The sequence below is a fragment of the Brevibacterium sp. LE-L genome, assembly GCF_050214925.1.
Lineage (GTDB): Bacteria > Actinomycetota > Actinomycetes > Actinomycetales > Brevibacteriaceae > Brevibacterium.
The window spans coordinates 518683-534642 of record NZ_CP189759.1; the positions used below are offsets into that span (position 1 = coordinate 518683).

The following is a 15960-nucleotide window of genomic DNA, read 5'->3' on the forward strand; positions in this document are numbered from 1 at the left end:
GGCATTGCTGAGGGGATGTCTGTGCCAGAGCGCTGACCGCCGTGTGAGCAATCACCACCGAGCGAGCAATCAACTCCACGAGAGTTTCTCGGCAGTTCTCTGTGATGCACCTCATAAGTGAAACCGATTGTGATCTGTCGCGCAAATCGACGTCGCCGAGGCGGCTCGACCTCGCCGCGACCGCCTCGTCCGCATCGGCGGAGGCTATGACAAGGAGGGTTTCGCTGTGTCGGTGGGGCCGCCTCGGCGATGGGGGTCGGTTCGGCCCGATTCGGATCGGCGGCGAATCATTGCGAAGTCATTGCGATGTGGCTCACCGGCTATGAGCCAGTTCACTATTTGGGACGGGAACCGTATGATGTGGTGCGGATCTCTTCGAGCAAAGACGACACGAAGAGCACATTTGGAATGACAGGAACACCATGAAACGACGCACTGGTGCGAAGGCCGTGGCCATCGCCGCGGCGGGGGCTCTGCTCCTCTCCGCCTGCTCCACCTCGACGACGGGAGGCGGCGACGGGGACGACAAGGGCGGCATGCTCACGGTCGGAACCACGGACAAGGTTGTGGCGCTGGACCCGGCCGCCTCGTACGACAACGGAAGCTCACTCGTCGAGCAGCAGGTCTACCCATTCATCCTCGCGTACAAGCCCGGCACGGCCGAACTCAACCCCTCGATCGCCGAATCCGCGGACTTCACCGAACCCACGAAGTACGAGGTCAAGCTCAAGGACGGGCTCAAGTACGCCAACGGCAATGAACTGACCTCCTCGGATGTGAAGTTCTCCTTCGAGCGGCAGCTGAAGATCCAGGATCCCAACGGACCGTCCTCGCTGCTCGGCGGGCTGAAGTCCGTGGAGACCCCGGATGAGAAGACCGTGATCTTCAACCTCAAACGCAAGAACGACCAGACCTGGCCGGGAGTGCTCGCCAGCGCGGCCGGTCCGATCGTCGACGAGGACGTGTTCTCGGCGGACAAGGTCACCGAGGACCAGGACATCGTCGACGGCAAGGCCTTCGCCGGTCCGTACACGATCGACGGCTTCAAGTTCAATGAGCTGCTCACCTACAAGGCGAACGAGGACTATCAGGGCTTTATCGAGCCGGCGAAGACCGAGACCGTGCAGATGAAGTACTACTCGGACGCGAACAACATGAAGCTCGACGTCCAAGAGGGCACCATCGACGTCGCCTGGCGTTCGCTCTCGGCCACCGACATCGACGACCTCGGCAAGAACGAGGACCTCAAGGTCCACAAGGGCCCCGGCGGAGAGATCCGCTACATCGTGTTCAACATGGACACGATGCCCTTCGGTGCGAAGACCGATGAGGCCGATGAGAAGAAGTCGCTCGCGGTCCGTCAAGCCATGGCTGACTCCGTCGACCGTCAGGCCATCGCCAGCCAGGTCTACAAGGACACCTTCACCCCACTGTTCTCGCACGTGCCCGTAGGCCTGCCCGGTGCAGACGAGCCGCTGAAGGCCGAGTACGGCGACGGCAACGGCGGGGCCGATGTCGAGAAGGCGAAGAAGGCGCTCAAGGACGCCGGTGTCGAGACACCGGTCGAGCTCAAGCTGCAGTACAACCCGGACCACTACGGTCCGTCCTCGGGCGACGAGTACGCCTTGGTGAAGGATCAGTTGGACAAGACCGGTCTGTTCAAGGTCGACCTCCAGTCGACCGAATGGGTGCAGTACAACAAGGACCGCACCGATGACGTGTACCCGATGTACCAGCTGGGTTGGTTCCCTGACTACTCGGATGCTGACAACTACCTCGTGCCGTTCTTCTACGACACGGACGACACCCCGTCGTTCCTCGGCAACCACTACCGGGATAAGACGATGAACAAGGAGCTCAATGCGCAGTCCTCCATCGCCGATGAGGGCAAGCGCGAGGAAGCTCTGAAGAAAATCCAGGGTCAGCTGGCCGACGAGCTGCCGACCCTGCCGCTGCTCCAGGGCAACCAGATCGCGGTGTCCGGCAAGGACATCAAAGGCGTCGACGACACCCTCGATCCCGCGTTCCAGTTCCGGCTGGCGCTGCTGAGCAAGTGATCACCCCCACGAGGTGCAGGTGAGCCGGTCAGGCCGCCTGCACCTCGTGGCGCGTTCGCGGCGCACTCACGCCGATCCGCGTGAGCTGCCGCCCATCGCCGGGCACGCCCATCCGCGAGCCCGGCCGCGGACACCTCGAAACACATCCCAAAGGAACACATGTCTGCTGCCATCAGCGAACCAGGGGCGGAGGCCGCCGAGACTTCGGTCGCGGTCAAGAAGCCCTCGGGAGGCGGTCTGGGACGTTACGTCCTCATCCGCTTCCTCCTCATCATTCCCACCATCTTCATTCTCACCACTCTGGTGTTCTTCCTCATGCGCATCACCGGTGACCCGATCACCGCGGCGCTGGGCGGACGCCTGACGAAGGCCCAACTGGCCGAGCGCGTCCAGGCCGCCGGCTACGACCGGCCCCTCCTCGTCCAATACTTCGAGTACATGGGCAACTTGCTCAAGGGCGACTTCGGCACCGCGGTCTCCGACGGCCAGCCGGTCTCGGCAATCCTCCTCAACTACGGGGCAGCGACCGTCGAACTCGTCTTCTACGCGCTCATCGTCGCGTTCATCCTCGGCATCCCGCTGGGCATGCTCGCCGCCTACCACCGTGACAAGGCCCCGGATGCGGCACTGCGTGTGCTCGCGATCCTCGGCTATGCGACCCCGGTGTTCTTCGCCGGCATGATCCTCAAGCTGATCTTCGGCGTCTTCCTGCCGATCCTGCCCGTCGCCGGCCGCGGCACTACGGAGACCGAATACATCATGTCCGGTGTCGTCGGGCCGACGAGGTTCTACCTCATCGACGCCCTGCGCATCGGCAACTTCTCCGTCCTCGGCGACGTGCTCGCCCACGCAGTGCTGCCGGCCATCGCGCTCGGCGTGCTCACCGCCGGAGTGTTCCTCCGGCTCGTGCGCACGAACCTCATCGGCACGCTCGAACAGCAGTACATCGACTCCGGCCGATCCCGCGGAATCTCCGAATACCGCCTGGTCACCAAGCATGCATACCGTCCGGCGCTGATCCCGATCATCACCGTCATGGGTATGCAGATCGCACTCATGCTCGCCGGCGCCGTGCTCACGGAGACGACGTTCGAATGGAAGGGACTCGGGTTCAAACTCGCCGAGTATCTGACCGCCCGCGACTTCGTGGCTGTGCAGGGAATCGTCGTGTTCCTCGCCGTCATCGTCGCGTTCACGAACTTCCTCGTCGACGTCATCGCCGCGTTCATCGACCCGAGAGTGAGGTACTGATGACCACTCCAGACAACCCGCAGAACCAAGTCCCGGACGAGACACCCCAGACCTTCGCCGAGGAGGCGCCCGGCTCGGGTGTCCCTGCACTGGCGTTCGATGACCGGGCCAAAAAATCCTGGTTCTCCCGCCTGCCGATCATCTCCCACCTGCGCCAGTCGGTCGGCCTGCAGCGCGGAATGCTCATCACCGGACTGGTGCTGTGCGGAATCGTGCTCATCTGCGCGATTTTCGCACCGCTCATCGCCCCCTACGGCTTCAACCAGCTGGGCACCTCCGAGGGCAACTTCGGCTCGAAACTGCCACCCGGCGGCACTCACATCTGGGGCACGACCGTCGGCGGCTACGACGTCTTCTCCCGCGTCGTCTGGGGCGCCCAGACCGCTGTAGCCGTCATTGTCGTGGCCGTGATTATGTCGATCTTCGCCGGTGTCATCCTCGGACTCATCTCCGGCTACATCGGCGGCTGGCTCGACCGCATCCTCGTCGTCATCGCCGATGCCGTCTACGCCTTCCCGACCCTGCTGCTGGCGCTGGTCATGTCGATCGCGATCTCCGGCGGACAGTCGAGCGCGTGGGGCGGCATCGCCGCAGCCGCGTTCTCGATCACGGTCGTCTTCATTCCGCAGTACTTCCGCGTCGTCCGTGCCGAGACCTTGCGTCTGAAAGCCGAACCGTTCGTCGAATCGGCGATCGTCCTCGGTGCTTCGAAGACACGGATCATTTCCAAGCACATCTTCCGCAATGCCACACGGACCCTGCCGCTGATCTTCACACTCAACTCCTCCGAGGCGATCCTGACCCTGGCCGGACTCGGGTTCCTGGGCTTCGGCATCGAACCCACCTCGGCGTCGGAATGGGGATACGACCTCAACAAGGCACTGCCGGACGTCACGTCCGGCGTGTGGTGGACGGCGGTGTTCCCGGGCCTGGCCATCGTGCTCACGGTGCTGGGAATCACCCTGGTCGGTGAGTCGATGAATGACCTCAACGACCCGCGTCTGCGCGTGCGACGCAAAGCCAAGGTCAAGAACACCAAGCCTGCGGAGGTCTCGGCATGAGCAAGCAGAAACACGAGCAGACTGCCTCGGCGAACGGCAGCATCCTCGACGTCGACGGCCTCGACGTCACCTTCTCCACCGACGGCGGGGACGTCCACGCCGTCAAGGACGTGTCGCTGAGCGTCTCACCCGGTGAGGTGCTGGCGATCGTGGGTGAGTCGGGATCCGGCAAGACCGTGACCGCCCGGTCCATCCTCGGACTGCTGCCCGAGACGGCACAGCGCTCCGGCGCCATCGTCATCTCCGGGCAGAACGTGCTCAGCGTCTCCGCCGATAAGCTGCGGGCCATGCGCGGCCGAGATGTGGCGATGGTCTTCCAGGAGCCGTCGACCGCACTCAACCCGGTCTTTACGGTCGGGTGGCAGATCGCCGAAGGTCTGCGCGCCCACGATAAGAAGGCCAGCAAGGCCGATCTCAAGGCGCGCGTCGTCAAGGCCATGCGACAGGTCGGAATCCCCGACGCCGAAAGCCGCTTCGACTACTACCCGCACCAGTTCTCGGGCGGGCAGAAGCAGCGCATCGTCATCGCCATGGCCCTGGCGCTCGGAGCGAAGCTCATCGTCGCCGACGAGCCGACCACCGCCCTCGACGTCACCGTGCAGGCCGAGATCCTCGACCTGCTGCGCGAACTGCGCGACGAGACGGGTACGGCCATCGTGCTCATCACTCACAACATGGGCGTCGTCGCCGACCTCGCCGATCGCGTGGCCGTGATGCTGCGCGGCGACCTCGTCGAGGTTTCGTCCGTCGAGCAGCTCTTCAACGATCCGCAGGAACAGTACACGCGGGAACTCCTCGCCGCTGTGCCGCGGATCGGGTCGACCGTGGCCGGCAGCCGTAAGGCGGCCGCCGCCGAGGCGGAACCACGGGTCGACTCAGCGGGGGATTCGTCAGCGGGGGAGACCTCGGTCGGGACCGCCTCGGCGAAGGAGAGAGATGCACGCGAATCGATCGTGACCGCGCGCGATCTCGACATCGTCTATCCGGGCGGAATCGGCAAATCGGACTTCCACGCGGTGAAGAAGGTCAGCTTCGACATCAAGGCCGGCGAGGTCTACGGACTCGTCGGCGAATCGGGGTCGGGCAAGACCACGATCGGGCGTGCGATCGCGGGCCTGACCAGGGCCAGCGGCGGCAGCCTCGCGGTGCTCGGGCACGAGATGGTCGGGTTCAAGGAGCGTGCGTTCTCGAAGATCCGGCGACGGATCGGGTTTGTGTTCCAGGACCCGGCGGCCTCGTTCAATCCGCACCTGACGATCGGGGAGTGCATCGCCGAACCGTTCGCGATCCACCGGCGGGAGATGAGCCCGTCCGACAGGTCGCAGCGAGTGTTCGAACTCCTCGATTCCGTGCAGCTGCCGAAGGCATATGCGGCCCGCTATCCGCACGAGCTCTCAGGCGGTCAGCGCCAGCGGGCGTCGTTGGCGCGTGGGCTGGCGCTCGATCCGGAGCTGCTCATCGCCGATGAGCCGACCTCGGCTCTCGACGTGTCGGTGCAGGCAAAGGTGCTCGAGCTCTTCGTCGAGCTGCAGAACCGCTTCGACTTCGCGGCCCTGTTCATCAGCCACGACCTCGCCGTTGTCGATATGCTCTCTGACCGCATCGGAGTGCTCTTCCACGGCGAACTGCTCGAAGAGGGCACGGGCGAGGAAGTGCTCGGGGCACCGCGTGAGGACTACACGAAGCGCCTCATCGCTTCGCTGCCGGTCCCGGACCCGAAGGAGCAGGCCGAACGCCGCGAACTGGCAAGAACCTTCCGCACTACCCCTTAATTACTACCTGACGGCGGCCCAGCAACCTCGCGCAAGGTTGCTGGGCCGCCGTCAGGTAGTACGGGGGTTATTTGGTGTCGGCGATGAAGTCGAGCATCCCGGCCTGATTGACCGGCAGCCCGAGCAGGCGGTCGAGCTCGGCCTCGTCGGGATCGATGCCGAGGATGCGCAGCGAGTACTGAGTGAAGTCGCGCTCGATCATGTCCGGCGTCAGATCGCCCGTCGGTCGGTACCACAGCGAGAGCGAGTTGCAGATCGAGTGGATCGCGCGAGTGGCCAGAGTCGCGCTGTTGACGCGGAACTTCCCGGTGTCGATGCCGGTCTGGACGATATCGCCCATGATCTCGCGGGCCTCTCGCTGGAGATCCCTGACGCGGACGGCGTTGTCGCCGGTGAGGCGTTCGGTGTCGCGCAGCAGCACGGTGGAGACCGAGACGTTCTCCATCCGATAGCGGGCGAGGTAGCGCACCGCTACGGTCAGCTGATCGACGGGATCGTCATCGACGTCGGCGATGACGGCCTGGCAGTGCTCGATGTACCAGGAATACGCTGTGTGGACGAGCTCGTAGAGTGCTTCCTGCTTGGATGGGAAGTAGTAGTAGAGCGCAGAGAGGCTCAGGCCTGCTGTCTGTGCGATGTCGCGGATGGACGCACCGTCGAATCCTTTGTCCGCGAAGGTGTCTCTGGCCGAGCGGAGGATATTGTTGCGGCCGTTGGTTGAGCGCGCGATGACCGGACTCCTTGCCTAGTTTTCCGTCGAAGCCGTCTTTTAACGAACAGTCTTTCACTTGCCCATCGACCATACACGACAGACGGGCTCTGCGGGCCTGATTTCGCGCGGAAATACGGTATCACCGTGTTCAGCGCCCGACTCCAATTAGTGACGAGGGTCACTCGATCCTCGGGAATGATTGAGTGTTCAACCATGTTGCCCAGTGTGGAGTTGCAAGTGATCCGGTGCGCCGAGGTCGCTGGCTCCACCCGTGAACTCGACCGCCACGGCCGCCCGGCCGGCGGACACCGCTCAACGATTTGAGGACGCATATGCTTAACATTGCCATCATTCCCGGAACCTCCCGCCCGCAGGCGCTCAACCCGCAGATCGTGAACTGGGTCGAGCAGCAGCTGGCTTCCAACGGCGATGTCCGCGCCGAGGTCGTCGACTTCGGCAGCTTCGACCTGCCCCTGCTCGACGAGGTCATCCCCGCCGGTGCGAAGATGTACGCCAATGACCACACGAAGGCCTGGGGCGCGAAGCTCGAAGAGTTCGACGCCTTCATCTTCGTCACCCCCGAGTACAACCACTCGATCTCCGGCTCGCTGAAGAACGCCCTCGACTTCGTCGCCACCGAGTTCAACCACAAGGTTGCCGGCATCGTGAACTATGGCGCCGACAAGGGAGTGCGCGCGGCTGAGCACCTGCGCCACATCCTCGCGAACTACAAACTGGCCGTCGTCCGCGACCAAGCATCGTTCTCGATCTTCACCGACGTTGCCGACGGCACCTTCGCCCCGACCGAGGTCTCGACCGCCCCGTTCGCATCCATGGTCGACGACATCGTCGCCTGGGGCGAGGCGCTGAAGTCCGTGCGCGAAGCCGGCGCCGAGGAGCAGGCCGCCTGAGTCTGCCCGCATCGCTGAACTGAGACAAGCCCGCCGGTCACCCGACCGGCGGGCTTCGTCGTCCCCACATCTGCGTTAGAGTCGCAGTGATCAACTGTTCGCTCAGCGATGCAAAGGACACCCATGGATCTTACGAACACCGTCGCCCTCGTCACCGGCGGAGCCTCCGGCCTCGGCCGCGCCACCACCGAACGCCTCCTGGCCGCCGGAGCCCAGGTCGTCATGGTCGACCTCAACGCCGAAGTCGGTGAGCAAGCCGCCGCCGAGCTCGGCGATGCCGCTCACTTCGTCACCGCCGACGTTACGAACGAAGAGCAGGTTCAGGCCGCCGTCGACACCGCCACCGGGCTCGGCGCCCTGCGCGTCGTCGTCAACTGCGCGGGCGTCGCGACCCCCGGAAAGCTCGTCTCCCGCAAGGGACCGCTGCCGCTCGAGGCGTTCCAGAAGGTGCTCAACATCAACATCGTCGGCACCGTCAACGTCTGCCGCCTCGCCGCCGCCGCGATGCAGGAACAGGAAGCCGACGGCGAAGAGCGCGGAGTCATCATCAACACCGCCTCCGTCGCGGCCTTCGACGGACAGATCGGCCAGATCGCCTACTCCGCGTCCAAGGGTGCCGTGGCCGCGGTGACCCTCCCGATGGCACGCGAGCTCGCCGCCTCCCTCATCCGCGTCGTCACCATCGCACCCGGCATCTTCGAGACCCCGATGATGGCCGGTCTGCCCGCCGAGGCGCAGGAATCCCTCGGAAAGTCCGTCCCGCATCCGGCCCGACTGGGCAAGCCTGCCGAATACGCGCAGCTCGTCGAATCGATCGTTGCCAATCCGATGATCAACGGCGAGACGATCCGCCTCGACGGCGCCATCCGCATGGCCCCGAAATGATCGACTGACCCCTCACCGAGGATGCCCTCCCCGAGGACTTCCCCGTCGAGGATCGCCTGACCGACAGAGCCGCCCGTCCGCAATTGCGGACGGGCGGCTCTGTCGCTTGGTGGGACGCTCAGCGGTGCGAGTTGACGAGCAGTGCCAGCTGCACCCGCGAGGTCACCTCGAGCTTGTCGAAGATGCGGGCCAAGTGGGTCTTCACCGTCGCCGTCGAGACGAACAGCGACCGCGCCACCTGCGCGTTCGTCATTCCCTGCGCGACCGCCTCGGCGATCTCCCGCTCCCGTGTCGACAGCGACGCGAGCGGATCCTGACCCGGCGCCGAGGCGGGCGGACGAGACGACATCAACGTGGCCAAGGCGGTCGCCGACAGAGTCCGGGTGCCATCGGCAGCCGCCCGGACGGCATTGATGAGCTCTTCCGGCGGGGTGTCCTTGAGGATGTAGCCGGCAGCCCCGGACTGCAGAGCGCGGTGGATGAAATCGTCGGTGCCGAAAGCCGTGAGCATGAGCACCTGCGGGTGTTCGGGATCGCTCAGCAACGTCTGTGCCGCCTCGAGCCCGTCGAGTCGGGGCATCCGGATGTCCATGAGCACGAGGTCGGGACTCAGCCGGCGGGCGAGGTCGATGGCCTCGACACCGTCGGCCGCCTCGGCGATGACCTCGATATCGGTCGCCGCACCGAGGAGGAGCTTGAGGCCCGAGCGCATGAGCGATTCGTCGTCGGCGATGATGACGCGGATCGTCATGCTTTCTCCTGTTCGTCGGGGGCGCCGGTCGTGTCGGCAGTGCCCGCTGAGTCGTCGTCTGTGAGGACGTCTGCTTCGATGGGGATGCGGGCGCGGAGGGTGAACTCCGGGGTCGTCGTCACCGTGAGATCACCGCCCATGGCCTCCATTCTCTCGCGCAGTCCGAGCAGCCCCAACCCCGATCCGGTGACGAGCTGCTGCGCTCCGGCGCGGAAGGCCGGGGCCAGTCCCGTGTGCGGATTGCTCGCGGTGAGTTCGAGGTGCCCGTCAGCCTCATCGAAGCCGACCTTGATCGTCACTTTTTGGCCCGGGGCATGCTTGACCGCGTTCGTGATCGCCTCCTGGACGAACCGATAGATCGTCGTTTGCTCGAGTGCCCCGCATCGGTGGAGCGCCTCGGCGGTCACCGGTTCGAGGTAGCGCAGCTCGGCAGTGTCGCCCCTGGCCGCGACGAGGCGGTCGATGTCGGGGTCGATGACCGTGCCCTGGTCGTCGCTGCGCAGCATCGTCAGAACCTCACGGAGTTCGACACCGGAACGCCGGGCTGCATCAGCGATGAGGCGGGCACTTTCGCGGACCTCGTCGGGGTCGAGGTCCTGCCGCACTGACAGGGCACCGGAGTACATGGCGATGACGGACAGGTGATGGGACAGAGAATCGTGCATGTCGCGGGCGATGCCGCGGCGCACCTCGGCGATGGCGCGGTCCTGCCGTGAGCGTTCGCGCAGCAGGGTCTGCGCAGCGGAGTCGATGAACCCCTGCTCGCGGGCGCCGCGGATGACGCCGATGATGACGATGACGGCGTACAGCGTGCCGCCGACGACGAACACGGGAAGTTCGAAGGCTCCCGCCGCCCGCGGGGTGAGCACGTAGGTTGCTGAGAAGGCTGCGAGTGTGGCGGCGAGTGCGACGAAGTCGAGGGCCCAACTGCGCCGGGCCGACAGAGAGATGAGCATAACCGCGGCGGCGAACGCGCCGAGGATGCTGACCGTGCCGAGGAGGATCCCGATGAACCCGATGGTGACGGGAATCCAGCCGCCTGGCCGGCGTTGGAGTGATTCGACGGACCCGTCGACAGCGAGGAACTCCTCACCGCCATGGCCGGTGACGGTGAGGAACTCGCGCAGCTTCTCTGCGGCCAGGACCTTCGGGCGCAGCTGTTTGCGCGGAACCCGTCTTCCGTCGAAGACGAGGACGATGGGCAGACAGACGAAGGAAACGAGCCCGAAGATGATGTGTACGAAGATCTCGGCACTGAGAGCGTCCGTCTCGGCACCGGTGGAATTCGGGTCCGGCCATTGTTTGCCGATCACGATGAAGAGCAGGAGCACGCCGACGACCGCGGAGATGCCTGTCCAGAGGAAGGCATGCGCAAGCGGGCGGCGGGCGGGGCGAGGAGTCACCCTTCGAGCCTACCGGGGAGACGGCTGCGAGACTGTCGTCCGAAAGGATGAGTTCTGCCGGACGCTGTGGCCGCAGGAACCCGGATGTAGGCATTCTGACGTGCGCAATCACCCGAACGGATGACACGAATCATGCCCTTGGCCGATGGTGGGCGGCCGTCGGTTTCGAAAGGGTGGAGGCATGAGAAACCCACCCCGCCGCACATTGTCACCCACGCCCACTGCAACCCAGTCGGCTGCGCTCATAACAACCCAGCCGGACCCTAACCCCCACATCCACGGTTCCGTCGAGCCGCCTCGGCGCTATCATCGGCAGTTCGCCGAGCTGCCGAACAATCGGTGGTTCAATCCGATCCTCGTGGCCCTTCTGACCCTGGCGTTCTACCTGATCGCGGTCCTCGTCCTGTTCGTCGGCTTCTTCGTCTGGGCGCTGTTGGCCTTCGGCGCCGACGGCGACTTCAACGCCTGGTCGGACCGTCTCATCGACATGAACACCACCACGGGCGTGCTCTTCGGACTCATCAACGTCATCGTCATGTGGCCGGCGGCGGAGCTCGCGACCTTGTGCATCTATCGGCGCTGGTTCTCCTCGATGATCTCGCTGCGTGGAGGAATGCGCCTGCGTCGACTCGGCCGGTATCTACTGGCCGGCACGGCCGTGTGGGTGGTCTGCGCGTTGGTCATGGTGCTCTTCTCCGATGGTGCGATTGGCAGCCTGACCTCGGGAATCAAGTGGGATCAGCACGTGCTCACCATGCTCATCGCAATCGTCCTGCTCGTGCCCTTCCAGGCAACGGCCGAAGAGATCGTCTTCCGCGGACTGGCCATGAACATCATCGGCTCATGGCTGCGCCACCCCGCATGGGCCGTGCTCATCCCCGTGCCGATCTTCGTCGTGGGCCACGTCTACGACCTGCCGGGACTCATCGACGTCGGCATCTTCGCCGTCATCGTCGGCGTCCTGACCATCATCACCGGCGGACTCGAAGCCGGAATCGCCTTCCACATCGTCAACAACGTCTTCGCGTTCGGTCTGGGCGTGCTTGCCGGAGCCGACCTCAACGCGACGAGCGCCCCGACGATCGAGGTCGTCATGTCGATTGTCGCCCCGATCGTCTTCGCCGTCATCGTCGTCTTCGATGAGCGTCGCCGAGGCGGAACGACCCCTCGTCTGCCGAAGGGTTTCGAGGCTCCGCTGTCAGCAGCCGATCGATGAGCTCGTCGGCAGTGATGCCCTCGGCCCGGGCGGCGGCGTCGATGCGATCGAGCGTCGACGGGGACAAAGCCGGCGAAGGGTGAGTCGAAGGAGACTGGGTCGACGACTGCGCCGAGCGTGGCTGGGCCGACGACGACTGAGCTGATGCCGAAAGAGGATGGGAATTCGACGGCCGAGTCTGTTTCTCCGGCGTCTCGACGGTCTCGACGGCGCCGGTGGGCTTCGTCCCGGCCCTGAGCAGCAGCGACGTCAGCGGCACGATGACGACTCCCAACGCAGCGAGAATCCACACGATCCCGTTGATGCGGGTGAGCCACTCGAGTCCCCACGCCGATTCGACCCAGATCGTCACGAGCACCAGGCATGTGCCGAGGGCAAGCAGGCCGAGCGTGATCGGCAATCCGATCCGCACCAGCCAGGTCCGGGACGTCAGGAGCAGAATGAGCGAGGAAATCGAGGCGACAGCGGTGACAAGGGCGAATGAGGACAGCACCTGGTAGAAGATGTCGCCAAGGGTCATGCCGGTCGAGCCGGGGGCATGGTCACCCCACGAAAACGGATCGCCCCACAGCAACACAACGCTCAACAGCAGAGTGACGAAGGCCAGCAGAATTGTGACGCTGCCGAACCATTGAACTCGTCGACCGATGAGCGTCGCCCCACAGAAGGCGGCGACACTGCAGATGCCGGTCACTGCCGTCGTCCCGATGACCTGGAACGTCGCTTCGGACTCGATGTCGCCGAGGAGGACGATGATCCCGCCGGCTGCAGCCAGACCGAACGCCACGACGATGATGATGGCAATCGTGCGCCGGAGATCCCGGACAAACTGGGACTGCTTCCGTGGCACAGACTCGGTCGCGGGCGTCGTCAGGCCGGAACGTGTCGATGACGATGAGTGAGGCACTGTTCATGCACCTTTCGGAGCGGATTTCAGACAGCAGGGATCCTTGATCGATTATGCCATCAATCCGTTCGCACTCACCCGACCGGCAGCGACGCCCTCACAGCGAACCCGCCTGTATCCGTCGGCCCCACCTGCAGGCTCCCGCCCAAGGCCTCGACACGTTCGCGCATCCCTCTGATGCCGAAACCTCCGCCGAGGTGGCTGTGCCCACCCGCATCCGACCCTTCGTCGGGTTCCCCGTTGAGAACGGAGATCTCGAGCCGGGACCCGATGACCATGACGGTGACCGCCACCGGGGCACCGGCGGCATGCCGCAGCGCATTCGACAGACTCTCCTGCACGACGCGGAACGCCGTGAGGCTCGTCGTCGGCGGCAGCGACAGAGACTCAGCGGGAAAGTCGAGATCGACGACTGCACCAGAACCACGTGTGACATCGACAAGAGCGGGAATGTCGTCGACGGTCGGCTGCGGAGCCAGATCGGCGTCCCGTCCGCCGCGGAGGATTGCGAGCAGTCCACGCATCTCGGTCAGCGCCTGCCTGGCCGACGAGGCCATCGAATCGAATTCGCCGAGGCTGCGCTCATCGAGTCCGGGCAGCCGGTACTTCGCCGTCGTCGCCTGCACGCTGATGACCGACATGCTGTGGGCGACGACATCATGGAGTTCCTGGGCGATGCGGTTGCGCTCTTCGAGCTCCTGCCGCTTTGCCAGCTCAGCGGCGCTGAGCTCACGTTCGGTCTCCAATTGCCGGCGACCTTGGATGAGGAAGTTGCCGATGACGCCGATGATCCCGGCGCCGGCGGAGATCGACAAGGTTGTGATGACGTTGGCGAAAGCTCCGACGAGTCCGTCGGCATACGGCAGGAGAAGCGTCAGCACCCCGATGACCGCACTTGCCGACCACAGCGCCACGAGGTGGAACCACCGGTGACGCAGACCGATGATGAGGTGGAGGAACACCAACGCCAACAGCGAGGTGACCGTGAATGGCTGCACGGCCCCGGAAATGTCCGAAGTGAGCAGGATGCTCACGATCTGGGCTAAGAGTCCGAGACCGATCGCCGGGATCGGCCAGCGCACAGCAAGGACGAGGGCGACGCTCTGGGCCAGCGCAATGAGCATGGCGAAGACAGTCGCAACGTCGTAGAGAACCGTCGTCACCGGCCACGAGATCGCCACGAGTACGACTCCGACGAACACGGAGATCAGCCAGAACCACCCCTCACCGCCGGTGATCATCTGGAATCTCGACGGCTTCGGTGAGGCTTCGGGAGCCGCCTGCGACCCCGCTGCTGGACTCGCAGCGACTGCAGTGGTCCGAGGCCCGCCCGGATTCTGCGCAGCGCCAGAACCTTCGACATCGTGGGACAGGGCGGCGCGGATCGCGACGATCTCGAGCAGCGCCATGGCGTGGAGGACGAAGGGGAACGTCAGCAGCAGGATGATCCCGACGATGAACTGGAAGGTCGCCTCGGTGGTGAACCCGAGGTCGGTGACCGGGGAGTTCGTCACCCAGGCGACGACCCAGTCAACGGTGTTTCCACCTCCGTCGGGGACGAACGCGCCCCAGAAGAAGTGCGTGACCCCGCCCAGACCGCTTGCGAACCAGGCGAATGAGACTGTGAATGTGAAGAGCCGGATCGGCAGGGCGAACACGGTTTCGAAGAGCAGGTCCAACCACGCGCGGGCATCGGACAGCGGAGCCAACCACCAGCGGAGTCCGCGTCCACGGGGACGGGGAGCCGCCTCGGTGATGGGCGCGCCCCAGGCGCGGGCACGGCCCCGGGAGAGGTTGCCGAACGCGCGGGCGACGGTGAGCGTCAGCGGCAGGAGGAGCACCCCGACCCAGACGATGACCGTGGCGATCGAGATGGAGAACAGGGTGATGACCACCGGGAACGCGATGAGCGAGATGAGCAGGCTCGGGGCGACGAGAACGGAATCGCGGCCGAGATTGCGCCACAGCCTGGCCCACCGCGAACGCGGTTCGCGAGGGGCCGGAGAGTCGGCGGCCGACGTTGCGTTCGGGCCGATCTGCGGAGGCTCTGCTGGGCGGGGCACGTCTCCAGCGTACGTGTCGGCGGGGGCGGGGGAGGTGAGATCGGGGGAGTGGTTCACAGCGTGATTCCTTCCTGAGCTGTCTGCGAGGCGGCCGGCGCAGGGGCGGCGGGGGCAGTGCCGCGAGATTCGAGGACTTTCGGGTGGAAGCGCGAGAGCATCCACACCCCGCCGATGCCGACGGCCGCGGAGACGAGCAGACCGATGACAGCCGGCGGCGTCAGTCCCGTGTATTCGCCGAAGAACGCGGCACCGATGATGACGGCGACGATCGGGTCGATGACCGTGAGACCGGCCAGCACCGTCTCGGCGGGGCCGCAGGCATACGCGGTCTGGACGAGCCAGAATCCCGCTGCCGAGGCCAGCCCGACCGCGGCCAGCAGCGCCCACCAGCGCAGACCGAATGTGTCGAGTCCGGGCAGACCCGACATGACGACCGACCGAGCCAGGACGTGCGTGGCCGCAGCGACCGTGCCGAAGACGATCCCGGTCATGACGACCCTAGGGATGTGGCCGGCGGAGCTGAACGAGAACAGTCCGGCGAAGAGGGTGAGGGCTGCGAGCACGGCGAGCAGCCAGGTCACCGACTGTGCGTTCACGGAGATATCGTGGGCGAACCTCGCCGAGGTGGCCACGAAGGAGAAGATCCCGAAGAGCGTGACCGCGATGCTGATGAGCAGCGGAGCACCGAGGCGGAGACCGAAGTACCGCCGGCCGATGAGGACGGCGAAGACGAGCGAGACCGCGCCGATGGGTTGGACGATGGAGACCGGACCGAGTCCGAGTGCGATGACGTTGAACACCGTGACCAGCCCCATGAGGCCGAGCCCGGTGACCCAGGTGGCGCGACGGCGCAGGCCGGGGGCCATGGTGGCCACGGCATGCTGCTGGAAGTGGGTTCCCAAGGCCAGGCAGAACGCCGCGGCGGTGGCGAGGATGACGGCGGTGATGATCATGACTCGAACATTAGGGAG

13 protein-coding genes are annotated in these 15960 nt (G+C 65.2%); 7 read left to right on the plus strand and 6 right to left on the minus strand.

Annotated features, from left to right (window positions below; genetic code table 11):
- Positions 1 to 422 precede the first annotated feature (422 nt).
- The 4 genes from ACQE2J_RS02300 to ACQE2J_RS02315 all read left to right on the plus strand — a co-directional run bounded on the left by ACQE2J_RS02300 (position 423) and on the right by ACQE2J_RS02315 (position 6141).
- Positions 423 to 2057, plus strand: a complete 1635-nt coding sequence (locus tag ACQE2J_RS02300; RefSeq protein ID WP_426936979.1) for an ABC transporter substrate-binding protein — start codon at positions 423 to 425, stop codon at positions 2055 to 2057.
- A gap of 159 nt (positions 2058 to 2216) precedes the next feature.
- A complete protein-coding gene (locus tag ACQE2J_RS02305) occupies positions 2217 to 3308 on the plus strand; it encodes an ABC transporter permease (RefSeq protein ID WP_426936980.1) in 1092 nt (363 codons plus the stop codon).
- The gene (locus ACQE2J_RS02310) at positions 3308 to 4369 is read left to right on the plus strand and encodes an ABC transporter permease (protein ID WP_236853216.1); all 1062 of its coding nucleotides are present in this window, start codon (positions 3308 to 3310) and stop codon (positions 4367 to 4369) included. Before ACQE2J_RS02305 ends, ACQE2J_RS02310 begins: the two co-directional genes overlap by 1 nt.
- On the plus strand, positions 4366 to 6141 hold the full coding sequence (locus ACQE2J_RS02315; protein ID WP_426936981.1) for a dipeptide ABC transporter ATP-binding protein: 1776 nt from the start codon (positions 4366 to 4368) through the stop codon (positions 6139 to 6141). The genes ACQE2J_RS02310 and ACQE2J_RS02315 overlap by 4 nt, the downstream gene beginning before the upstream one ends.
- Before the next feature lie 67 nt (positions 6142 to 6208).
- On the opposite strand, the gene ACQE2J_RS02320 is transcribed toward ACQE2J_RS02315, so the two are convergent.
- Entirely contained in the window at positions 6209 to 6871 is a 663-nt protein-coding gene (locus ACQE2J_RS02320; RefSeq protein WP_426937538.1) for a TetR/AcrR family transcriptional regulator, read from the minus strand.
- Between the two features lie 314 nt (positions 6872 to 7185).
- On the opposite strand from ACQE2J_RS02320, the gene ACQE2J_RS02325 reads away from it, so the two are divergent.
- Both ACQE2J_RS02325 and ACQE2J_RS02330 read left to right on the plus strand, forming a co-directional pair.
- Positions 7186 to 7764 (plus strand): NADPH-dependent FMN reductase, encoded by a 579-nt coding sequence (locus ACQE2J_RS02325; RefSeq protein WP_039212101.1) that lies wholly within the window; start codon positions 7186 to 7188, stop codon positions 7762 to 7764.
- Between the two features lie 123 nt (positions 7765 to 7887).
- Positions 7888 to 8649 (plus strand): SDR family NAD(P)-dependent oxidoreductase, encoded by a 762-nt coding sequence (locus ACQE2J_RS02330; RefSeq protein ID WP_098730677.1) that lies wholly within the window; start codon positions 7888 to 7890, stop codon positions 8647 to 8649.
- A 118-nt stretch (positions 8650 to 8767) separates the two neighbouring features.
- Here ACQE2J_RS02330 and ACQE2J_RS02335 read toward each other — a convergent pair whose 3' ends face one another.
- Positions 8768 to 9400, minus strand: coding sequence for a response regulator (locus ACQE2J_RS02335; protein ID WP_039212105.1), 633 nt, complete (start codon positions 9398 to 9400; stop codon positions 8768 to 8770).
- Entirely contained in the window at positions 9397 to 10803 is a 1407-nt protein-coding gene (locus ACQE2J_RS02340; protein WP_426936982.1) for a histidine kinase, read from the minus strand. The genes ACQE2J_RS02335 and ACQE2J_RS02340 overlap by 4 nt, the downstream gene beginning before the upstream one ends.
- A gap of 181 nt (positions 10804 to 10984) precedes the next feature.
- On the opposite strand from ACQE2J_RS02340, the gene ACQE2J_RS02345 reads away from it, so the two are divergent.
- Entirely contained in the window at positions 10985 to 12019 is a 1035-nt protein-coding gene (locus ACQE2J_RS02345) for a CPBP family intramembrane glutamic endopeptidase (protein WP_426936983.1), read from the plus strand.
- Here ACQE2J_RS02345 and ACQE2J_RS02350 read toward each other — a convergent pair.
- The 3 genes from ACQE2J_RS02350 to ACQE2J_RS02360 all read right to left on the minus strand — a co-directional run bounded on the left by ACQE2J_RS02350 (position 11928) and on the right by ACQE2J_RS02360 (position 15942).
- Positions 11928 to 12869 (minus strand): hypothetical protein, encoded by a 942-nt coding sequence (locus ACQE2J_RS02350; protein ID WP_157929980.1) that lies wholly within the window; start codon positions 12867 to 12869, stop codon positions 11928 to 11930. The two genes, ACQE2J_RS02345 and ACQE2J_RS02350, sit on opposite strands and share 92 nt — an antisense overlap.
- A gap of 131 nt (positions 12870 to 13000) precedes the next feature.
- Positions 13001 to 15046 carry a sensor histidine kinase gene (locus tag ACQE2J_RS02355; protein ID WP_426936984.1) on the minus strand — a complete coding sequence of 682 codons (2046 nt, stop codon included), beginning with the start codon at positions 15044 to 15046 and terminating at the stop codon, positions 13001 to 13003.
- Positions 15043 to 15942 (minus strand): hypothetical protein, encoded by a 900-nt coding sequence (locus ACQE2J_RS02360; RefSeq protein ID WP_426936985.1) that lies wholly within the window; start codon positions 15940 to 15942, stop codon positions 15043 to 15045. The genes ACQE2J_RS02355 and ACQE2J_RS02360 overlap by 4 nt, the downstream gene beginning before the upstream one ends.
- Positions 15943 to 15960: the final 18 nt, after the last annotated feature.